This is a genomic window from Staphylococcus agnetis (assembly GCF_011466855.1).
Taxonomy (GTDB): Bacteria; Bacillota; Bacilli; order Staphylococcales; family Staphylococcaceae; genus Staphylococcus; species Staphylococcus agnetis.
Genome location: NZ_CP045927.1, coordinates 315,624 through 336,213, shown reverse-complemented (window position 1 = coordinate 336,213; position 20,590 = coordinate 315,624). Strand labels below are relative to the sequence as shown.

The window sequence follows — 20,590 nt, the reverse complement described above, 5'->3', positions numbered from 1 at the left end:
ATTTATTTAAAGTTTGACCGACTCGCGTATATCGCATATCCTTTAATTGAAATAGTTCATTGCATTAAGTAAAATTAATACATTGTATCCTTAAATAATTTACAATAGCTTTACAAAATTAACAACTACTTAGTAATATGATTATAATCTAAAGTGATTGATTGATGAAAGTCAAAAATGAAAGATTTTAAAATCTGTAACTTCATTTGATACGATTATAATCAAAACAAACGATTTATCATAGATAATTTATATCTATACTACTACTCTACCACGACTCTACAAATGAGGCACGAATGAAATATAATCTTTCACGTAATACACTTTTTAAGTTAGGAATGTTGAATAATGAAGCCAACGGTAAACATCGACCATGTTACAAAAGAATACCGTATCTATCGTAATAATAAAGAACGTATTAAGGACGCCATTTGGCCAAAACATAAAAATAAGACCTTTTATGCATTAAAAGATGTATCCATACAAGCCTATGCGGGTGATGTCATTGGTCTTGTAGGTATTAACGGATCTGGAAAATCAACGTTAAGTAATATGATTGGGGGCTCCCTTACACCTACTCACGGACACATTGATAAAGCAGGTGACGTAAGTGTCATTGCGATTAATGCTGGTTTGAATGGCAATTTGACAGGTATGGAAAACATTGAGTTCAAAATGTTGTGCATGGGATTTAACAAACACGAAATAAAAGCACTCACACCTCAAATCGTAGAATTTAGTGAATTAGGCGAATTTATTTACCAACCTGTTAAGAAATACTCTAGTGGGATGCGTTCGAAGCTAGGTTTTTCGATTAGCGTTACGATCAACCCTGAAATATTAGTCATCGATGAAGCTCTATCCGTTGGAGATCAAACATTTACTCAAAAAAGCTTAAAAAAGATATATGAATTTAAAGAAGCCGAAAAAACAATCTTCTTTGTTAGTCATAACTTACGACAAGTTCGCGAATTTTGTACTAAAATCGCATGGATTGAAGCTGGACGCCTTAAAGATTTTGGACCTGTTGATGAAATTCTCCCAAAATACGAAGCCTTTTTAAAAGATTTTAAGAAGAAATCAGTCGCTGATCAAAAAGCATTTAGAGAACAATTAGATGCAGATCGTTTTGAAATCAAGTAACATTGATGCACCATACAATAGAAAAGACGTATTTCCAATATACTAATGGAAATGCGTCTTTTTAATTTTTAAAATATTTTTGTTTATACACAGCAAGGATAAACTTCGGAATACGTTTAAAACGATGAATACGTTTAATATCGGTAATGCCTCTATATACCCATTCTAAATTGAGTGCACGCCACATATATGGGGCACGTTTCACTTCACCGCTAAAAACATCTATGGAGCCACCAACACCCATCATCATCGTGTGATCAAAATGATGACGATGATGCTGAATCCATTGTTCTTGTTTAGGATAACCCATTCCAACAAATATAAAGTCTGGATTAAAGTCACGGATGACTTCAACAACTTTAGGGTCAGTAATGTCAATAAAACCATGATGCGTTTGAATGATTAAATTAGGATATTGCTTTTTAATACGACGCGCTGCTTTCTCAACTACAGGAGACGTTGCTCCAAGTAAAAATACTTTGCGTTTCTCAATATCGGCAATATCTAAACATTGTTCCATGACTTCGATACCAGGTACACGCTCTTGTAAAGGTTGGCCTAAAATTCGCGCTGCTTTAACAATGCCTGTGCCGTCTGGAATAATATAATCCGCTTTCGTAATAATGTTTTGGTACAATGGTTCTTCTGATGCATAGTGAACTATTTCCGGATTTGCGGTCACAACGAATAAATTATGTGCTGTGTCTGTATGCATATAACGCATGATATGTTCACGCATATCTAGTAATGTAACGTTATCAAACTTAACATCCAACACTTGAACTTGAGCATGTTTTTTTTCAAGTGCATAAGAATCCGGTTTGCTAACTACGTCATGACTAGGAAAAGAGCGCTCACTTTTTATCTCTGGCAACACTTTTGCCATAGTCTCACCTTCATTCCCTTGTATTTTACATAAGATTTACATATCATTTATGTAACTTTAACACATTTTACACCTAAATCAAGTTAATTAAACATAATTAATACCAAAGTATGAGGGCGAAGTTAATCCTAATTCACAATAACGCCATAATTTTAAGATTCACCGTCTATTGAAGTGTCCCATCATGTGTAACGCACGTATAGGTGCCGATTGAATCTTTATGTAGTTGACTTCAGTACAAGCATGATATGTGCCTATTGTTATAACGATATACAATCATACCATTTTTATTGATGCATTATTAAAACTAAATCATCTTTTTTACATAGTTATAACTAGATTTAATGCTTAATTGATAAAAATTTTATGCTTATGCCCATCATTTATTTTTATTCACTCATCCTCTCTTTATACTCCTATGTTAAAATGGACACAACTCATTTTAGTAAACATACGTGTACATCTTTAAGATTGCCAACCCATGAAGATATACGTCTAAAGTCTATAGTCAAGGCCCGGAACAATCACGTATAATAAACCCAATTACATTCAGAAAGGATTACATTTATGATGGATCAATCATGGCTCATTTCTCCTGTTCCGATTTCCATTATGCTTTTATTATTTATTACCACCCTCTACGTGGTAAGCCATTACTATCAACGTCGCCCTATTTTTTCATTATTAGACATTGTATTAAATTATATTCCAGTCCTTACGCATGAATTCGGGCATGTATTGTTCAATCGATTAAGTGGTGGGCGTGCCGTTGATTTTGTCGTTGTTGTTAAAAGAAGTGAACGACTTACAACAGGACAACAAGGCTATGCGATTACGAAATCACGAAACCGCTTAGGACAAATTTGGACTACTTTAGGTGGCTATATTATGCCTCCTTTTATGTTGAGTGTAGGCCTCATTATGCAAAGTAAAGGATATGGCGCATTATTCATCTTATTTTATGTCCTAATATTTTTATATTTTACGGTCGTTACTTCTCGTAAAATCACACCTATCTTCATTATATTAATACTTACTTTAACGATTTATTTAGGTGTACAATCTGAAAATCTAACGAATTACTCATACATTTATATGCTTATCTATCATTTTATTTTAGGCACATTACTTGGTGAAGTGTTGCAGTCAACCGTGACGATTGCCCAATTAACTTTCACTAGACCTAGACCTTCATGGGATGGAAGTGCGTTGAGTGCTCTCACACACATTCCTACCTTATTTTATTCAAGTATTTGGATCATTTTAAACTTTACAAGTATCTACTTTCTCTTTCAACAACTCTTTGCATCGTAAACACTTAAAATCACTCAAGTATGGTAATAAGATGGTAGATTTAAACAGGGTTGTGACATCAATCGTTTTAATTTATGATTGTCCCTAACGCCTCGCTTTTCTAGGTGCCTCACCTCAACTAGGGAGCATTACAGAAATCTAATTGATTTCGTTGTAATGCCCGCCGGTGCATGAAGACGTTAGGAATGAAATGAATTACGTCTTCAGTACACCTATGAACATGCGTGAATAGGAGGTCAATAGCCAAGCTTTTAAGCGCATACGCAATCCAATCAGCTACTGCCTTATATATTGTAAAAGCCATTAGTCTTAGATTTTTGCTCTCAAAATGGATTTTCGGTTGCGGCTACATGCCTCAGAAGTCTCGGCTAAGGGATCAATCACAATTCATCATAGTTTCCATCACTAAGACGAAATCGATTTATAAAGATAAATAATAGCTAACAAAGTTCATGTATAAATGAATTTTGTTGGCTTATTTTTAATTAATAGGTGTGCTATGACGCATCCCCGTTTTGTCGTTTACAAGAACCTATAACAATTGAAACACATGATGAGGACTTTCTCTCTACCAATCAAGAGCCATCAAAATTCATCTCGTGATGAACTCTGATGGCTCTTTCAGTCCATATAAATGTATCGGGCTGCTTTTCATTTTGATATTACTTAAAATGCTCTTTCAGCAAAAATTACTTTTGCGTTTTCATAACTCAAAATGACAGTTTGATTTTCATATTTAATTTCAAGCATTTGGTTCGTTTCATCTTTTTGTAAAATTTCTACCGTGTCACCCATTTGAATTGATTTACTTGAAAGATAAATTAATAGTTCTGTTTTGTCTCTGATGCGTTTAATAATCACTTTATCCCCAGCATCGAAATCAATTAAAGGTGTCTTGTAACGTTCTTCAAAGTCATGCCCTCTTGGAATCATACCACCATGTGGACATGTCTCAGGATATTGAAGCAACTCATCTAAGCGCTCTACAAAGAGATCAGATACACGATGTTCTAACACTTCTGCTTCTGCGTGTACTTCTTCCCATGTATAATTCATCACTTCGATTAAAAATAATTCAATCAAACGGTGTCTCTTAATAATATCTAGAGTAGCTGAGACGCCTTTTTCAGATAGCTTTACACCTTTATAGGGTTTTGTTTCAACAAAGCCTTCTTTTTCTAATCTTCCCACCATTTCACTTACTGAAGGCGGTTTTATATTCAGAAACTGAGAGAGCGTTTTATTCGAAACATAATGCGTTTTTCCGTCGTGACTTAGTATCGCTTTAAGATAATCCTCTTTTTCCTCAGTTAACATTTTTTCACCTCTTAAAAAGATTCACCTTATTGTATCACGAAACATCTTGACTTTGACAGATTTCATTCTATAATATAAATTTATTAGGGTAACCTAAATTACTTAAAAGGTTGTGTTAAAATGATTGAAATTAACAACTTAAACCTTACCCTTCAACATAAGCATGTACTTAAAGATATTTCATTAAAGTTACCGTTAAATGGTGAAATTATAGGTATTATGGGACCAAACGGTAGCGGTAAGTCTACATTAGTTAAAGCTTTAGTAGGAGAGTTGCAATATAAAGGTACGATTACATTAAACGGTAAACCATTAAGTCAACTCAAGCGTCATGTCGCATACGTGCCTCAAAAAATGGCTTTAGACCTTGATTTCCCAATTGACGTTGAATCTTTAGTGTTATCAGGGTGCTATGGTGAAATCGGTTGGTTTAAACGGGTACCACATCAAAAACGCCAACAATGTCATTTATTGTTACAAGAATTAGAGCTATTCGATTTGCGAAAACGTCCACTACATACATTAAGTGGTGGCCAGTTACAACGTGTGATTTTAGCGCGTACATTAATGCGTACACATGACGTTTATATCTTAGATGAACCTTTTGTAGGCATTGATTTCAAGAGCGAGAAAATGATTATCCAAAAATTAAATGCGCTCAAAGAAGAAGGCAAACTCATCATCATCGTTCATCATGATTTGTCGACAGCATCAGACTATTTTGATCGTGTCTTATTGCTTAATCAGAGTGTTCAATTTTTTGGTATTACCCGTGAGGTATTAATCCCATCAAATATTGAACAAACGTTCCTAGCCTCATTACATGTGAGCGAAGCCATGACACATATGAATCAACGAAAGGAGCAATCTAACAATGGAATTCCTACAACATCTCGTTGATTATCCGTTTTTAACACGTGCCTTACTCACGGCTATTCTCGTTGGTGCGGTATGTGGTATTGTCGGCTGTTTCATTCTATTAAGAGGTCTGTCTTTAATGGGAGATGCAATGAGTCATGCTGTATTGCCAGGCGTTGCGATTTCGTTTCTACTTAATATTCCAATGTTTATCGGCGCTTTAGTGACAGGTGTTTTAAGTAGCTTATGTATTGGTTACATTTCTGACACAACCAAAACTAAAAAAGATGCAGCCATTGGTATTATTTTCACCACTTTTCTGGCTACAGGTATTATTTTAATCAGTGCGATACAGTCCACAACCGATTTGTATCATATTTTATTCGGTAATATTTTAGCCATTACAGATGATGCCTTCTATACAACACTTTGGATTAGTCTGTGCGTAGTTGGTGTTATACTGTTTCTTTACCGTCCGTTAAAAATTTCGACATTCGATCCGATTTTCAGCAGAATGAACGGCATCCCTACACGCTTCATTCACTATTTGGTTATGTTGCTTTTAGCACTCGTCATTGTTACGAGTGTCCAAACGGTAGGGGTTATTTTAGTTGTTGCATTGTTAATTACACCCGCATCGACTGCCTACCTTATCGCCAACAAACTGTCAACGATGCTAATGATTTCATGTATCTGTAGTATGATTAGCGCTACACTCGGCATATACATTAGTTTTCAACTTAATTTACCAAGTGGTGCAGTGATTGTACTTATCGCCGCAACACTATATGTATTAAGTTTTATTTACATCAAAATCAAATCAAAATTACTCAAAGGAGCTGTCCATACATCATGATTAAGCGTATTATTACCCTTTTACTTGTCGCAGTAATGCTTACAGCCTGTGGATTTGGTAAAAGCGAAAAACAAAACAAATTAAAAGTGGTAACAACGAATTCAATTCTTTATGACATGACTAAAAACGTTGCTGGTGAACATGCGGAGATACATAGTATTGTCCCTATTGGTCAAGATCCACATGAATACGAAATTAAACCTCAAGATATTAAAGCATTAGCTGATGCCGACGTAGTCATTTACAATGGTTTTAATTTGGAAAGTGGTAATGGTTGGTTTGAAAAAGCATTAAAAGAAGCCAATAAATCACTAAAAGATAAAAATGTCATCCAAGCTTCTGAAAAAGTAGAACCTATCTATTTAAATGGTAACGAAAAGTCAGATGCACATATCGATCCACATGCATGGTTAAGCTTAGGTAACGGTATTAAATATGTTGAACGCATTAAAGAAGGATTAGAATCAGCGGACAAAGACCACAAAAAAGATTACCAAAAACAAGGCGACAAATATTTATCAGAGCTTAAGTCATTAAACGAGAAAAGTCATAACCAATTTCATGATATTCCAAAAGACAAACGTGTCATGATTACAAGTGAAGGTGCGTTTAAGTACTTCGCAAAACAATATGACATCAAAGCCGGTTTCATTTGGGAAATTAATACAGAAAACCAAGGTACGCCTCAACAAATGAAACAAGCCATTGACTTTGTAAAAGCCAATCACATGAAACACCTTCTCCAAGAAACAAGCGTAAGCGATAAAGCAATGAAACGCTTAAGTGGAGATACTGATGCTAAAATATTTGGTACAGTTTATACAGACTCAATTGGTAAAGAAGGTAGCGATGGAGACTCATATTACAAAATGATGGCTTCAAATATTAAAACGATACATGATAGTATGAAATAAGAAAAAGGAGTGAAACGGGTACTTAAACCGTTCACTCCTTTTTTATTGATCAGCGATAGATGCGGTGGGTAAACCATTATACATGTTACTAGAATACAACTCGCTTATTTTGTTTGCTCAATAAAATGATACAACCGTGTAATGTCTTCTAATTGACCATTGCATGCCACACTATCATAGCAAATGTAGTCACCCTTTTTTGTGTACGTTCCTTCTTTTTTATTATGTTTAGATTGATTTAGAAATAAAGAAACATACGACTCAGCATTACATATCTTACAAAATCCTTTAACCTTAGTTGGAGAGAGGTCACCATACATACCTTTAAGTTGGTTGTCCTCTCTATAAACAATGTATTTTCGATGAGACGCTAAATCATTCCAACCTAAAAATGTTGTCTCTTTGAGATCTATATGGTCAGTCTCCGGTAATTTAAGTTTTTTCACTTTGCGAAAACACTTATGCAACGCGTTAGAGGTTGGCAATTCAAATGCCTCTACATGTACTTTTAAATTTTCTAATAACATGGATGCTTTCTTTTTCGTCAAAGTCACATCATCGATTTGATTGATAAAATCATCAATATAAATATGTTGTGCTTCGAAAATCTCTTTAATTTCATTAAATATGATTTGTTTTTGCATCGCGTGAGTTTGAATATCATTCGTTTTATATAATCGTATAAGTTGATTGACGCGCTGTTTTACTTTTATAAATTCATACGCTTTAATTTGATTCATTTCTCATGCCTCCATTTTAATGTGAAGTACTTTAAGAAATGAATATTTGCCCTAAAGTACTTCAAAATTTGTAATGAATGTACTATGGCGTATGATATAAGACACATTAACATGTCTCATACAATCATCTCCTCGTATAATAATACACTTTATTATATCAGTTTCATTAGACGAATGATATCATCAAGGATTAATTTCGAATGGAGGAGACATGAACTCAAACCAAGTTTTAAACACATCAATTGCACGCGTTAGGTATCAACCCATTAACATCATTTAATCGTCATCTAGCCGTGAATAAACTTCTTTACGACGTTTGGCTCGCTTTTCCACTCTGATTTGACGTTTGGCTTCATCATCTAAATCCGCTTTGTTAAGATCTGCATCTTCTTCATTTGTCACATGTTTTTGATACATATATGCGCCAGTTCGATAAGCTGCACGGGAAATCAAATGACCACCCACCGGAGAAGTGATATTAATAAAAACCAATGCTAACAATGTGCGGACACTGACATAACCTTGTTCAAATATAAAATAGATAAATACACCTAATAACGTTAATAAAACGGCCAGCGTAGAGGCTTTGGTCGCGGCATGAATCCGTAAAAACACATCTTGGAAGCGAACTAACCCCACTGCACTAATAAGCGCAATGATACTCCCTGCAAACACTAAAAAAGCGGCGAATAGTTTAATGATGTCGTTTATTGTTTCCATTAAACACATTCCCCCCTTCTATAAAGCGAGAAATAGTTACGGAACTTAAAAATGATATAATCGCGATTAAAACGACCGAATCTAAAAACGAGAACGTTTTAAACAATAAACTAAGGACACCTACTGTGGACATTAATATCGCACTGATCGCATCAAATGCGACGACACGGTCAGCCGTTGTCGGTCCTTTTATTAAACGAAACAACACTACAACAAGTGAAATTGCAAAAATAATTAACGCACCGGATAAAAGTAACTCTGTCACTGTTGAAATCATTTCGTCACCTCCACAATAAGTTCCTCATATTTTTTAATACTTCTTAATAATTGTTTTTTCTCTTTCGCTGTAATATCAATCGCGTGGATCAGAAATACATTCGGATTACGGTTCACCCTAATGATTGTTGATCCTGGCGTAATAATGATAAGTATCGTTAAAAATGTAATTTCCCAATCTGTATCTAATTTCGTTTCATAAGATACGAGTCCTGGATCCATTTTATGCGTCTTAAACAATACATAATTGATGATAGAAAATGTAGATGTTATTAATTGATATAAGTATGTCATTAAAAATTTAAAGGACACCCATATCTTTTTAGGATAAAACTCTTGGTCGAAAAACTTATGAAGCAAATAAATAATGATTAAACCGATCATATATCCCACTGCAAATGTTGGAAACTTAAACGCATCTTCATCTTGAAAAAGTACCCAAAGCATAGCAATCATAATATTTAAGGCGATTTGTCTCATTTAGCATCACCTCTTAACTCGGGATTAACCATTTTTATATATTGATGTACGTTCATATTTATAGCAGTTGCACGTTCTGTGACTTGCATGATTACAGGTGCTGCGAGTCCAATTATTAAAACCATCCACGTCATTATCATAATGATGCGTTTACGAACAGGTCGTATAGGATGGAAAGTAATTTCAGCGCCCTTCTCTTGATTGCCTGCGTACATATAGAAAAACACTCTAAATAAACTATACATACCTACTAGACTCGTTAGAATCATTAATGTTAATCCTATATAGTGTTTATGTTCAATAGCACCCATAAAAATAAATAATTTCCCAGGAAATCCACTGAATGGTGGGACACCACCAATTGCCAGTGTCACAACGATTAAGGCGATACCTAACCAAGGTTCTTTTTGCGCTAAACCTTTCAAATGACGATATTGACGATAACCTGTCGTATACACAATAATACCTATAACAAAAAACAATAAAGCTTTAACAACAATATCATTCACGAGGTAAAAAATCGCACCATTCACACCATGAACCGTATGAGTTCCTAGACCTAAAATGACAAAACCGATGGATAGTACAACTTGATACGCAGCAATTTTCTTAATATCTTTATACGCAACAGTACCTACTGCACCAATCACCATTGTGATACACGCCATAACAATGAGTAGAGGCTCTGTAACATCATTACTTTGATTGAAAATCAGTGTGAAAAAGCGTATAAGTGCATAAGCACCCACCTTTGTCATTAAGGAAGCAAATAACGCGGCAAGTTCAGTGTTTAACACGGCATAAGCTTTAGGAAGCCACATGAATAACACTAAAGCCGCTTTTGAACCAAAGGCCACAATAAATGACATCGCGACTAAATGTATCGCAGTCGGATCCTCAAGTTCATTAATGCGCATCGCTATATGCGTATAATTCAAAGTTCCAAGTTGACGGTATAACAAACCAATACCTATTAAAAAGATCCATGAACCAATGACATTGAGTACGACATAAATGATACTTGCGCGCAATTGTTCAACTGATTGCCCCAGCGTAACAAGTACAAATGATGCTAATAACATAATTTCAAACATCACGTATAAATTGAATAAATCTGCAGTTAAGAAAGACCCTACAACACCGACCGCTAAAAACAAAATAAAGGATGGCAAGTAATAACGATTGGCACGCTTTTCACCTCGACCGAATCCAAACCCTATAATCATAAAGACGACAAAATGTGTTGTAGTAACAAGTAATAAGCTCAAAGGATCCCCAACATATTGGATGCCAAATGGTGCAGACCATCCTGAAAAATCCAATTTAAGCGGTTGATGATACATCACATAAATCAACAACATTAAAGACGAAATAAATGATATAAAAAGTATGACCAACGCAATCATACGTGAAATTTTCACTTGTTTATTCAACATCACTAAAATTAATGCCCCTACAAGTGGTAATAAAAATGGAATTGCTAACATATTATCGTTCATCTTCTTCACCACCTGTTAAAACATTAATTTCATCTTCTTTTGTCACTTTAAAGGTACGATACACTAATACGAGTAAAAATGCGGTAATCGCAAAACCGATAACAATAGCCGTAAGTACAATTGCCTGTAACAATGGATCCACAAAATCTTCTTTACCCGTAACAATTAACGGTTCTGTCTTATTCGCTGTGTATTCTCCCATGCTCATAATAATCAGATTGCCTGCATGTGTAAAAATCGCGATACCAATCACAATTCTAATCAAATTTTTGGATAGAATCATATACGTTGCAATAAAAACTAAAAAGCCTATTGTGAGGAGTAATATAATATTCATGATCTCCCCCCACTCAATGATAAAATCGTAGTGACTACCACACCCACGACACTGAGTGTGATACCCGCTTCAAACAATGTAATTGTAGAAAGATGCACTTCACCAAAATAAGGAAAACTAAAATATGCATCAGCTTGATATAAAATGTTTTTACCAAAGAACACGGGAACCAGTGCTGTTGTAAATGATACAAACGCACCCAATATCATCAATTTTCTAAAATCGATAGGTAACGCTTCAATTACACGTTGAACATCAAAAGCTAAAAACATTAATATAAATGCAGAACTCAATATCAAACCAGCTATGAAACCACCACCTGGATTGTTATGCCCGGCAAAAAAGAGATAGAAACCGAAAGTCAAAATGATAAATATGACAATACGCGTGACGGTTTTTAAAACTAAATCATTCTCTTTCATCTTGTCCCCTCCTATCTCTAAAGTTGAGTAACGTATAGATACCTAGTCCTGCAATAATTAATACCAATCCCTCAGCCATCGTATCGAGTGATCTAAAATCACCTAATATGGCATTGACGACATTTTTACCACCAGACTTTTCATAAGCATCGTGATAGAACACAGATATGGTTTCTAATGCACTCGCTTGTTGAATCATAAATACAAAACCTACGACGGTAAGTGCAGTGATTAAGGATACGATGATTTTTACAGATTCTCTTTTCATATTAAAGGTACCACGCGGAATATTGGGTAATCTTGAAAAACTGACAATAAAAAGCACAGTGGTAATCGTTTCTGTCACAAGCTGCGTTAATGCTAAATCTGGAGCACGCATGAGTATAAAGAATAATGCAACAGCATAACCGATCCCACCGGTTAAAATAACCATCGTAAGACGTTGACGAATAAAAATTAACGCAAAACCAATAACTATAACGGTAATTAATAAAAGAACATGAAAAATATGATAGTTCGTAACATCAATACGATACATTTCAGGTACACCTACACGTATCAAGCCATATACGTTAATCCCAAAATAAATCATTAGCGTGAGAATAATATATGAGTTAAGTCGATTATTCATCAACGTGCGTAAACCATAACCTGAATAAGCTTCTAGAGACATATATGATTCCTGATAAACATTAAGACTAGACCAACGGCTTTCTTTCGATTGAATCCATGAATTCCAGTTGATACATAAGACACTGAGTGTTCCAATGATGATAATCAATACACTCATGATTAACGGTAGTGTCACGCCATGCCATTGGGTTAACTTTGGTGCATACGTTGCTAGAGATTCGGATGCAACAATTGTGGTAAATGCTGCTTTTAAAACAGTATTTCCTATAAGTTGTGGCATTATAAAAAATAAAGGTAAGCCTAAAGCAGTGAACACTGCCGGTAATACAAAATATTTCGGCTCATGAATAGATTTATTCGTTTTCAACTTCCCAAAAAACGTCTCTTTAATCATATTTAATGAATATATGAACGTGAAAATACTCGCAATAAAACCAATTAAGGTGATAACAATCGTTGATAATAGATTAAAATCTTTAAATTGATACGCCTGAACAAGCCCCTCAAAAAACATTTCCTTACTAAGAAATCCATTTAAAAATGGCACGCCGGCCATGGCAAGCGCTGCTAACGTCATGACTACCATCGTTATTGGTAGTACAGATTTTAAGCCTCCAAGTTCACGGATATCACGTGTTCCTGTTTCGTGATCAATTAATCCGACACCCATAAATAACGTCCCTTTAAATAACGCATGATTAAACAAATGAAAAAGCGCTGCAAATAAGACATATGCATAGGCTTCACTCATGGCAGGTTCCGTTGCTGTCGCAATACCACCGCCGAGACCAACCATTGCTGTAATCATGCCCAGTTGGCTAATCGTAGAATAGGCAAGAATACTCTTAAGATCATATTGACGAACCGCTACGATAGCACCAAATATCATCGTTAACAATCCAATTCCCGTCACTATATAAATGTAAAAAGTACTTTGACCTAATATCGGTGTAAAACGCAACAACAGAAATATACCCGCTTTGACCATTGTAGCTGAGTGTAGATATGCACTGACCGGGGTCGGTGCGGCCATTGCTCGTGGTAGCCAAAAATGGAATGGCCATTGTGCCGATTTAGTGAATGCACCGAGTAATAACATCAAAACAATCGGAATAAAGAGCGAATGTGACACAATTACATGTCTTTGAGCAATGAGTTCAGTAATGGTGTTTGTACCTGTTACGACATAAAGCATAATAAATCCCACCAGCATCGCTAAGCCACCAAACACTGTAATCATAAATGAAGTAACAGCGCCACGTTGACTCTCAGATTTGTCAAACCAATAGCTAATTAATAAAAATGAAGAAACACTTGTTAATTCCCAAAAGACATATAACAAAATGGTATTATTCGAAAGTACAATCCCCAACATGCTAAACATGAAAAGGATTAAATACATGTAAAAACGTGGTAAATCATTATGTTTATGAGATAAGTATTGGGTCGCGTAGAAAAAGACTACGATGCCAATTACAGATATTAACAGTCCAAAAAATAAACTTAATCCATCAAGCCTAAAGTCTATATTGATATCATAAGCAGGTAACCATTTTAAGGTGTATGTGACGTATTGATGATTGAGGACATTGGGTATGTGTGTAATAAAAAATAAAGAGGCTACAATAGGTGCTAATAATGCGATATAACCTGGCCATTGTTTAAAATCCCACTTTATCATAATTGACAAAAATAGAATCATTAGAATTAAAAATATCATTAATCCTATAATGTGCATAAATCATCCTCCCTTGTTTAAAATTATAAATTTAAGGCGATTGTGGTATTGATCTCTTTCTTAGTAATACCGATAAATTTCATCGTTTCATATGAAGTTTGATGCCCTAAATATTTTTGAATAATTGAAATGGATACACCGGAACGATACGTATGATAAGCAAATGTTTTACGTAACGTCGTCAATCCAATATGTTCAATCCCTACTCTAGTTGCGGCAGCATTAATAATACGATACGCTTGTTGGCGACTTAAGCCTTTTTTAGTGCGCTTAGATTGAAATAACAAATCGTCACACTGCAACTTCTCCTGATCAATAAACCACTTCAATTCATTTCTTAACTTCTCTGGTATAATGACGCGAATTTCTTCAGATGAACTCGCAACCCAAACATGGACGATTTCATGATGGTCGTTATAAACATCTTTCACCGCAAGATTTAGAAGTTCGTTTAATTTGATTCCTGTATGAATCGCAAACTTAAACAATAAGTAATCTCGCATAGATTGACTTTGCAAATAGACATACATTTTATGAATATCAGACTTATCTCTAATAGGATCTACAAAATTCACTTATCACACCTCATTTAATGTTTCTTATACAATGATATAATATATTTTTGTAACATTAAAGGGTTAAGTTCAAATTTTTCAAAAAAGTTTTGACCTTTTGTTGCTTTTTTTACGATATATAAAGTGAAAGGAGGTCAGACATCATGAACAATTCAAATTTGACACTTATTCTGACACAAACCACTTTATCACCAGAGGGAAAGACTACCAAAATGAGCCGTCGATTTAATCAAATTAAAGGCTCTGCCACGACGCAAGAATTGCTTTCATTCGCTAAAGTGATAGAAGCTCTGACTGGTGAACATTATGACACTATTGAAACTGTAAAAACTGAACAAATCGGATAATTCTGGAGGTACCCAATGAACACTAAAACATTAGAAATCACATTTGAGAACACATTACAAAAGCCCTTTAAGTTTCAACTTCCTAAGTTAGCAACGACAATTACACGAGAGCTCGTAGAAATTCAAGCGGACAAGATTGTTAAATTAAATATTTTAAATAACAATGGCACGCCGATTACAAAAGTTAAATCTGCACAGTTGATAGACCGCAATATTACAGTATTGTTCTAGATTCATATTTCAAAACATCGTCACTTCCCCTTAAATCCCCAGCTTCATGGCACTTATGCTTGATGTCAAAATTTTTAATAAAGATTTTGATATGAAAGTAAAAGTATTATGATCACACAAATACAGTGCAGCATTTCCTTATATGTATTTTAATAGCCTTCAAAGTTCATTTTAGAATGAATTTTGAAGGCCTTTTTGTTTAAGTAGCATCACAACTGATTAAGCATATTATCGTATGATGAATACAATATGTTATTCAAGTATCCTAACCTTTTCCCCATAAAACACTTTTGATGTGTCAATCGTTTTACATACTATGTATTTGTCATATACTTCACATACGCGTGCTATAATTTGATAAGGTGATTCCACGCGTAATACTTCTACGTAATCATTACTTTGGAATGCACCCTCGACGGCATTGTTTACGATAAACTTTTCTTCATTAATCAGTCTTACCACTTCAAACTCAGACAACAAAAATCACCGCACTCTCTTTAAGTTATTACTATCGTACTAAAACTTGTACATACCATGTAAACTTTAATAGAAATTTATTTTAATCTTTACATTCATTTAATAAGCTTAATACCTTTAGTGCAGTCCCATTTTTCACTTGTCTATATGCCGTTTTAAAATGTGAAAGACATCGTTTATAAATTAAATGCATCATATTACAAACAAAGGAGCTATTATGATTTTCGTTTTAATGTTACTTACACTTTTAGCTGGTACAGTGATTCCTATTCAAACATCCATTAACACACGTTTACGTCAATATACGCAATCTGCATTTTACGCATCTACAGTGTCTTTTTTTACAGGAACGTGTGTTTTAGCAATCATCATTATACTATCGCAACCCCAATATTTTTCGCTCAATATATTCAATTCCTATACGCTTGATTATCGATGGATTATTGGAGGATTAATGGGGGTCATCTTTTTAACAGGTAACCTTCTTTTACTCCCGCGTATTGGTGCGTCTTTGACCGTGATCACAACACTTTCGGGTCAAATGATGATGGGAGTGATTATTGATACGTTCGGCTTGTTTCAGATGCCAGTGCAAACCATAACGGTTCTCAAAATCGTTGGCTTTTTCATTCTTATACTTGGCATCCTATTGATGAACTATCAACCCAAATCAGCGGTAGACACTCGTCAAAAAAACGTCATTTGGATGCTTATTGGCATCATGTTTGGATTTGCGCCCCCCATTCAAACAGCTGTTAACAGCAGCCTAGGTCAGCTCACGCACTCATCTTTATTTGCAGCTTTTGTTTCATTTTTAGTAGGTACATTCACACTTATGCTATTAACCCTTATCGTGCATCGCCGTTTCAAAATCATCACGCACCACGATACTTACGGACCCTTACGCATATGGCATTTTATTGGTGGACCACTAGGTGTTTTATTTGTTACAACGAATATCATCGTGGCGCCTCTATTAGGCATCACCATAACGTTAATCATCGTTATGTTAGGTCAAATTGTTATGGGGTTATGCATCGATCATTTTGGATGGATGGGAATGACCAAACGTTCCATTGATCGCCAACGTCTACTTGGGCTTTTGTGTATCATTACAGCTATTATCTTGATTCAGTTTCATTAACGCACTAACCCCTTTCAACCATCAGTTTCGCCTGTCGGGGCTGGGACATAGCAGACCTTTTAATAAAAAATAAGCTAACAAAATTCATTTATACATGAACTTTGTTAGCTATTATTTATATAAATCGATTTTGTCTTAGTGATGGACACTATGATGCATTGTGATTGATCCTTTAGCCGAGACTTCTGAGGCATTGAGCCGCAACCGAAAATCCATTTTGAGGTAAGGCGCCTAGAAAAGCGAGGCGTTAGGGACAATCATAGGTTTAATGATCTATGTCACATTCCAAGACGAATTACTTTTTTCAAACCAGTAATTCTTATTCAAAAACTCAGAAAATTAGATATAATCTGTACAATTTGAAATGTTTTATATCAAATGGAACACATTATCAAGATTTTTTCATTTTTCTCGAATGTTGTTTTAATTATATTTAGAATTCTGTTTATAACCACCATACTTCTATTGCACAAAAACATTATTAGAGTATAATTTTCATCAACTACATTTCGAGGTGATAAAATGAAAAAGTCCTTTATCCTCTTTATTTCATCAAGTTTAATTTTATTAATTTTAATTCTAAGCATTTCTGTTTATTTTATTTACCAACTAAACAAACCAAATATTCAAACGATACGTGCCACATTCACATACCCTCAATATTTGAAAGGCATTGTGCAATCTGACTATAACTATATATTAAAATATAATGAGAATTTAGGTTTTGTTCAAGATATTCATGTGAAAGATAATGAAAAAGTAACTATAGATCAACCATTAATCACCTATCACAACCCCTCGAAAATACCTTTGATTCACGCTTTAAATCAATTATTATCCTCTCAATTAAACGCCAACCAAATCTTCGAAATCAATAAAGAAATTATACAACTGAAATCAGATTTGTATCATACAATACCATCACCTGCAGAAGGAATCGTGCGTTTGCATGAATTTGTTCCAGACAAAAATAAAGAAAAAATTTTAGAAATATCATCTAAAGAACAACATATTCTGGTTAAAGTTCCCGAACATTTATATACAAAATTTAAAAAAGCGCAACCCGTTACACTCCGTTCTACTTTAATGGATAAAACCGTTAAAGGCACTGTAGTATCAACACATTTCACCCCTACATATTCCCCTGAAATTTCTAGAAAAACGTACTATTTTATTAAAATTAAGACACCTAAAACCTACCCTATTGGCACTCATTTTGAAGTCCAATTTTCAAAGCCACAAATGATATTACCGCGTGACATTTTACTGGATGAAAATTCCGTGTTGATTTATAAGAAAAGCAAATTGGTTAAACGAATAATAAGTTATGATAGAATAAATGAGCAACTTATAATTAAGAATGGAATATTTGCAGGGGAGAAAGTCGTACGATATCCACATGAAATAAATGCGCACTAAAATAGAGAAGCATGATCATGTTGCTTTAAGGTGACGGAATCCACTATTTTACAAAAAATTTGTTTCATATAGAGTGCGGTTAAGCCTTCTTAGTTTACAATCAAAAATAATTTGGTTATAATTACAATCTAATTGCACTTAAATCAATTCACAAGCAATAATATCAATAACTTTTTAAAAGAAGGTATAGATATTTCATTTGTAATTAATAAGTAAAGGGTTTCATTAATCTGTCTTCCAAGACAGTTTTGAAAAATATATCCAAGGGCAATGAAATACGGGAGGTTATGAACATGGCTGTTACTAGAGTAAAAGATTGTTTCGAATTATTATCAATGGTTACGTACGCAGACAGATTAAAAAGCGTAATCAAAAAAGAGTTCCAAATTAGTTTTGAGGAGTTTGCAGTATTAACTCACTTAAGCTACCGCATCGAAGACGAATATTACCTTAAAGATATTATTAACAACTTAAACTACAAACAACCACAAGTTGTTAAAGCGGTAAAGAACTTATCTCAAGAAGGTTACTTCAACAAGCGTCGTAACGAACAGGATGAGCGAACTGTTCTAATTTTGGTAAACGATGAACAACGTAAAAAAATCGACGAATTGTTAAATCGTGTAAACGAAACAATCAAAAGCACCGACATTAAACCACAATAATAAAAAAGTACCACTTCACCTAACCGATGTGAAGTGGTACTTTTTTATATTGAACTGAACCTTATAGTTATCGAAATCGATCATTTTATAAACTAACATTCGATTAAGTAACGTTTGTAAACGTTCTAACTTATGACGTTAATTTAATGCAACGCGCCCATTAAACTTGTTTTTTTGACGAAAGTTCAATCGTGTAAAAAATAATAAGGACAAGAATCATCACCCATATTGCGATAGAGATGAGTTGTGCTGCTTGAGGATCTCGTATGATGATATCTACCGTTTTTTGCACGAGTAATAAACCCACACCCGTATATTCTAAACGTTTACGATATAATCCCCATAGAGTAAAAAACATGCCAAAAACTGCGATAACAAGATGCGTATATTGTGTGACAATATGGATGCCTAATGTAATATCAAATGTATTCATTCCGATAAGCAACATAGCGACAACTGCTAATATTAATCCTATATAACTTTCAAGGCGATTTTGATAAAGATAACTTTTACGCATAATGCGTGAATAAATCGTTACAGAAATCGGCAATAAAACTAAGATATATAAAATAGATAAACCTGTAGCCGCACCAAATGGTACCAGTTGCTTATCGTAAAGATAGGAAATCAAGATAAAGTTTATAATAAAAAAGACTACTGGATTAAACTGTAATGTGAACAAATTTTTTTGAATCGTTAATATAATTTCAGCAGTCGATTTTTGACGATACTCTATATAATCTACACCTTGTTTTTCAGATTTCTGTATATCTTTTCTCAAATTTTCTTTAACATCATCTATTAACGTCGTGGTTATCCCTTTATGCGTGAGATAATCTTCCACGTTATCTATTAAAGTGCGATCATTCGGTCTCATAAGTGCCTCCAACATCAATACTTATGTTCGGTGGAAGGACAGTGCCCGTACCCGAAACCATAAGTATAAAGTGTCGTTATACATAAATCAAAGGAAGTGAGACTAAGAAATCTAAAGATGCTCTCTAACGATTTCAGCCCCACTGTCCCCAGTCATGATAATCAAACATCAATGTATTTATCCTTCAAGATCAATTCTGTACAATTTGATGACTTTGTCTTTAGGTGATGTAGATGCAAATTGATATGAACGTTTCCCATCAATAATAAAGCCACTGTTACCTGTTACTTTATTATAATGTTCACGTGTCACAGCCTTATCACTTACATTCTTTTTAACCTCTTTGTAAGTTGGGCCATTTGCTTTGTTATAACTCATTGAGATACGTGTCACTTTCGCATTTGCGCTACTAGAATTCGCTGTGACAATCATTGTTCCCTTAGATGTATGGTACTCATAAAATTGTTCAGAACCAAATCCTGCTTGTGTATGAATACCTTCACCTTTGACACGAATCACGTCTGCCATATTTTGACCGATTTTAACACCTTCAACTGTTTGATCACCTTTTTGTAAAGCTTTTACAGATTGAATGGTATTGCCTTCCATCGCAGAGGCAGATCCTGTTGCTACTCCTGACAATGTTAAACCAGTAATAAGTACAGCGATGACGAGTTTTTTCATAAAGCACACGCTCCTTTTCGTTCTTTCGATTCTGTGCT

23 protein-coding genes are annotated in these 20,590 nt (G+C 34.5%); 10 read left to right on the top strand and 13 right to left on the bottom strand.

The window, feature by feature from the left end; genetic code table 11:
• Window positions 1–348 precede the first annotated feature (348 nt).
• Window positions 349–1,143 carry a teichoic acids export ABC transporter ATP-binding subunit TagH gene (gene tagH, locus GJE18_RS01700; protein ID WP_037566400.1) on the top strand — a complete coding sequence of 265 codons (795 nt, stop codon included), beginning with the start codon at window positions 349–351 and terminating at the stop codon, window positions 1,141–1,143.
• Between the two features lie 61 nt (window positions 1,144–1,204).
• Here tagH and tarA read toward each other — a convergent pair whose 3' ends face one another.
• On the bottom strand, window positions 1,205–2,029 hold the full coding sequence (tarA, locus tag GJE18_RS01695) for an N-acetylglucosaminyldiphosphoundecaprenol N-acetyl-beta-D-mannosaminyltransferase TarA (protein WP_060552387.1): 825 nt from the start codon (window positions 2,027–2,029) through the stop codon (window positions 1,205–1,207).
• 567 nt (window positions 2,030–2,596) lie between these two features.
• Here tarA and GJE18_RS01690 point away from each other — a divergent pair.
• Window positions 2,597–3,343 carry a M50 family metallopeptidase gene (locus GJE18_RS01690; RefSeq protein ID WP_060552386.1) on the top strand — a complete coding sequence of 249 codons (747 nt, stop codon included), beginning with the start codon at window positions 2,597–2,599 and terminating at the stop codon, window positions 3,341–3,343.
• A 666-nt stretch (window positions 3,344–4,009) separates the two neighbouring features.
• Here GJE18_RS01690 and GJE18_RS01685 read toward each other — a convergent pair.
• The gene (locus GJE18_RS01685; protein WP_060552385.1) at window positions 4,010–4,660 is read right to left on the bottom strand and encodes a metal-dependent transcriptional regulator; all 651 of its coding nucleotides are present in this window, start codon (window positions 4,658–4,660) and stop codon (window positions 4,010–4,012) included.
• A gap of 120 nt (window positions 4,661–4,780) precedes the next feature.
• Between GJE18_RS01685 and GJE18_RS01680 the strand changes: the two genes are divergently transcribed.
• From GJE18_RS01680 to mntC, 3 genes are read left to right on the top strand one after another with little or no spacing between them, the layout of a single operon-like run.
• Window positions 4,781–5,560 carry a metal ABC transporter ATP-binding protein gene (locus tag GJE18_RS01680; protein WP_037566396.1) on the top strand — a complete coding sequence of 260 codons (780 nt, stop codon included), beginning with the start codon at window positions 4,781–4,783 and terminating at the stop codon, window positions 5,558–5,560.
• Window positions 5,535–6,374, top strand: a complete 840-nt coding sequence (locus GJE18_RS01675; RefSeq protein WP_060552384.1) for a metal ABC transporter permease — start codon at window positions 5,535–5,537, stop codon at window positions 6,372–6,374. The genes GJE18_RS01680 and GJE18_RS01675 overlap by 26 nt, the downstream gene beginning before the upstream one ends.
• Entirely contained in the window at window positions 6,374–7,288 is a 915-nt protein-coding gene (gene mntC / locus GJE18_RS01670) for a manganese ABC transporter substrate-binding lipoprotein MntC (protein WP_060552533.1), read from the top strand. Before GJE18_RS01675 ends, mntC begins: the two co-directional genes overlap by 1 nt.
• A 104-nt stretch (window positions 7,289–7,392) precedes the next feature.
• Here the strand turns inward: mntC and GJE18_RS01665 are convergent, their stop codons facing one another.
• The 9 genes from GJE18_RS01665 to GJE18_RS01625 form a co-directional block, all read right to left on the bottom strand.
• Window positions 7,393–8,028 (bottom strand): FusB/FusC family EF-G-binding protein, encoded by a 636-nt coding sequence (locus tag GJE18_RS01665; protein ID WP_085622151.1) that lies wholly within the window; start codon window positions 8,026–8,028, stop codon window positions 7,393–7,395.
• A 276-nt stretch (window positions 8,029–8,304) separates the two neighbouring features.
• The gene (locus GJE18_RS01660) at window positions 8,305–8,748 is read right to left on the bottom strand and encodes a Na+/H+ antiporter subunit G (protein ID WP_060552382.1); all 444 of its coding nucleotides are present in this window, start codon (window positions 8,746–8,748) and stop codon (window positions 8,305–8,307) included.
• Window positions 8,723–9,025 (bottom strand): monovalent cation/H+ antiporter complex subunit F, encoded by a 303-nt coding sequence (locus tag GJE18_RS01655; RefSeq protein ID WP_037566390.1) that lies wholly within the window; start codon window positions 9,023–9,025, stop codon window positions 8,723–8,725. The genes GJE18_RS01660 and GJE18_RS01655 overlap by 26 nt, the downstream gene beginning before the upstream one ends.
• A complete protein-coding gene (locus GJE18_RS01650) occupies window positions 9,022–9,504 on the bottom strand; it encodes a Na+/H+ antiporter subunit E (RefSeq protein WP_060552381.1) in 483 nt (160 codons plus the stop codon). The genes GJE18_RS01655 and GJE18_RS01650 overlap by 4 nt, the downstream gene beginning before the upstream one ends.
• Entirely contained in the window at window positions 9,501–11,003 is a 1,503-nt protein-coding gene (locus tag GJE18_RS01645; RefSeq protein ID WP_107368294.1) for a Na+/H+ antiporter subunit D, read from the bottom strand. Before GJE18_RS01645 ends, GJE18_RS01650 begins: the two co-directional genes overlap by 4 nt.
• On the bottom strand, window positions 10,993–11,340 hold the full coding sequence (gene mnhC2 / locus GJE18_RS01640; RefSeq protein WP_037566386.1) for a Na+/H+ antiporter Mnh2 subunit C: 348 nt from the start codon (window positions 11,338–11,340) through the stop codon (window positions 10,993–10,995). Before mnhC2 ends, GJE18_RS01645 begins: the two co-directional genes overlap by 11 nt.
• Window positions 11,337–11,762 carry a monovalent cation/H+ antiporter subunit B gene (locus GJE18_RS01635; protein ID WP_085622153.1) on the bottom strand — a complete coding sequence of 142 codons (426 nt, stop codon included), beginning with the start codon at window positions 11,760–11,762 and terminating at the stop codon, window positions 11,337–11,339. The genes mnhC2 and GJE18_RS01635 overlap by 4 nt, the downstream gene beginning before the upstream one ends.
• Complete coding sequence (locus GJE18_RS01630; protein WP_085622155.1) at window positions 11,749–14,133, bottom strand: DUF4040 family protein; 2,385 nt, start codon at window positions 14,131–14,133, stop codon at window positions 11,749–11,751. Before GJE18_RS01630 ends, GJE18_RS01635 begins: the two co-directional genes overlap by 14 nt.
• Before the next feature lie 23 nt (window positions 14,134–14,156).
• Window positions 14,157–14,708 (bottom strand): tyrosine-type recombinase/integrase, encoded by a 552-nt coding sequence (locus GJE18_RS01625; protein ID WP_037566382.1) that lies wholly within the window; start codon window positions 14,706–14,708, stop codon window positions 14,157–14,159.
• A 143-nt stretch (window positions 14,709–14,851) separates the two neighbouring features.
• Here GJE18_RS01625 and sroA point away from each other — a divergent pair, with 143 nt between their 5' ends.
• The 5 genes from sroA (at window position 14,852) to sarA (ending at window position 18,991) form a co-directional block, all read left to right on the top strand.
• Window positions 14,852–15,055, top strand: coding sequence for a sigS mRNA-stabilizing protein SroA (gene sroA / locus GJE18_RS01620; protein WP_107368295.1), 204 nt, complete (start codon window positions 14,852–14,854; stop codon window positions 15,053–15,055).
• A gap of 15 nt (window positions 15,056–15,070) precedes the next feature.
• Window positions 15,071–15,286, top strand: a complete 216-nt coding sequence (locus tag GJE18_RS01615) for a DUF2922 domain-containing protein (protein WP_107368296.1) — start codon at window positions 15,071–15,073, stop codon at window positions 15,284–15,286.
• 697 nt (window positions 15,287–15,983) lie between these two features.
• Entirely contained in the window at window positions 15,984–16,907 is a 924-nt protein-coding gene (locus GJE18_RS01610) for a DMT family transporter (RefSeq protein ID WP_171509159.1), read from the top strand.
• A gap of 522 nt (window positions 16,908–17,429) precedes the next feature.
• Entirely contained in the window at window positions 17,430–18,326 is an 897-nt protein-coding gene (locus tag GJE18_RS01605; protein ID WP_085622161.1) for an efflux RND transporter periplasmic adaptor subunit, read from the top strand.
• 293 nt (window positions 18,327–18,619) lie between these two features.
• Window positions 18,620–18,991, top strand: coding sequence for a global transcriptional regulator SarA (gene sarA, locus GJE18_RS01600; protein ID WP_037566374.1), 372 nt, complete (start codon window positions 18,620–18,622; stop codon window positions 18,989–18,991).
• A gap of 160 nt (window positions 18,992–19,151) precedes the next feature.
• Here sarA and GJE18_RS01595 read toward each other — a convergent pair whose 3' ends face one another.
• Together GJE18_RS01595 and GJE18_RS01590 are read right to left on the bottom strand one after the other, a co-directional pair.
• Window positions 19,152–19,868, bottom strand: a complete 717-nt coding sequence (locus tag GJE18_RS01595) for a hypothetical protein (protein WP_037566372.1) — start codon at window positions 19,866–19,868, stop codon at window positions 19,152–19,154.
• Between the two features lie 177 nt (window positions 19,869–20,045).
• Window positions 20,046–20,552, bottom strand: a complete 507-nt coding sequence (locus GJE18_RS01590; protein WP_060552373.1) for an SA0570 family protein — start codon at window positions 20,550–20,552, stop codon at window positions 20,046–20,048.
• Window positions 20,553–20,590: the final 38 nt, after the last annotated feature.

Excerpts from the sequence above, each read along its gene's own strand:
- tagH (WP_037566400.1), top strand. The coding sequence starts at position 349 with ATGAAGCCAACGGTAAACATCGACCATGTTACAAAAGAATACCGTATC.
- tarA (WP_060552387.1), bottom strand. The coding sequence starts at position 2,029 with ATGGCAAAAGTGTTGCCAGAGATAAAAAGTGAGCGCTCTTTTCCTAGT.
- GJE18_RS01690 (WP_060552386.1), top strand. The coding sequence starts at position 2,597 with ATGATGGATCAATCATGGCTCATTTCTCCTGTTCCGATTTCCATTATG.
- GJE18_RS01685 (WP_060552385.1), bottom strand. The coding sequence starts at position 4,660 with ATGTTAACTGAGGAAAAAGAGGATTATCTTAAAGCGATACTAAGTCAC.
- GJE18_RS01680 (WP_037566396.1), top strand. The coding sequence starts at position 4,781 with ATGATTGAAATTAACAACTTAAACCTTACCCTTCAACATAAGCATGTA.
- GJE18_RS01675 (WP_060552384.1), top strand. The coding sequence starts at position 5,535 with ATGGAATTCCTACAACATCTCGTTGATTATCCGTTTTTAACACGTGCC.
- GJE18_RS01665 (WP_085622151.1), bottom strand. The coding sequence starts at position 8,028 with ATGAATCAAATTAAAGCGTATGAATTTATAAAAGTAAAACAGCGCGTC.
- GJE18_RS01660 (WP_060552382.1), bottom strand. The coding sequence starts at position 8,748 with ATGGAAACAATAAACGACATCATTAAACTATTCGCCGCTTTTTTAGTG.
- GJE18_RS01655 (WP_037566390.1), bottom strand. The coding sequence starts at position 9,025 with ATGATTTCAACAGTGACAGAGTTACTTTTATCCGGTGCGTTAATTATT.
- GJE18_RS01650 (WP_060552381.1), bottom strand. The coding sequence starts at position 9,504 with ATGAGACAAATCGCCTTAAATATTATGATTGCTATGCTTTGGGTACTT.
- GJE18_RS01645 (WP_107368294.1), bottom strand. The coding sequence starts at position 11,003 with ATGAACGATAATATGTTAGCAATTCCATTTTTATTACCACTTGTAGGG.
- mnhC2 (WP_037566386.1), bottom strand. The coding sequence starts at position 11,340 with ATGAATATTATATTACTCCTCACAATAGGCTTTTTAGTTTTTATTGCA.
- GJE18_RS01635 (WP_085622153.1), bottom strand. The coding sequence starts at position 11,762 with ATGAAAGAGAATGATTTAGTTTTAAAAACCGTCACGCGTATTGTCATA.
- GJE18_RS01630 (WP_085622155.1), bottom strand. The coding sequence starts at position 14,133 with ATGCACATTATAGGATTAATGATATTTTTAATTCTAATGATTCTATTT.
- sroA (WP_107368295.1), top strand. The coding sequence starts at position 14,852 with ATGAACAATTCAAATTTGACACTTATTCTGACACAAACCACTTTATCA.
- GJE18_RS01615 (WP_107368296.1), top strand. The coding sequence starts at position 15,071 with ATGAACACTAAAACATTAGAAATCACATTTGAGAACACATTACAAAAG.
- GJE18_RS01605 (WP_085622161.1), top strand. The coding sequence starts at position 17,430 with ATGAAAAAGTCCTTTATCCTCTTTATTTCATCAAGTTTAATTTTATTA.
- sarA (WP_037566374.1), top strand. The coding sequence starts at position 18,620 with ATGGCTGTTACTAGAGTAAAAGATTGTTTCGAATTATTATCAATGGTT.
- GJE18_RS01595 (WP_037566372.1), bottom strand. The coding sequence starts at position 19,868 with ATGAGACCGAATGATCGCACTTTAATAGATAACGTGGAAGATTATCTC.
- GJE18_RS01590 (WP_060552373.1), bottom strand. The coding sequence starts at position 20,552 with ATGAAAAAACTCGTCATCGCTGTACTTATTACTGGTTTAACATTGTCA.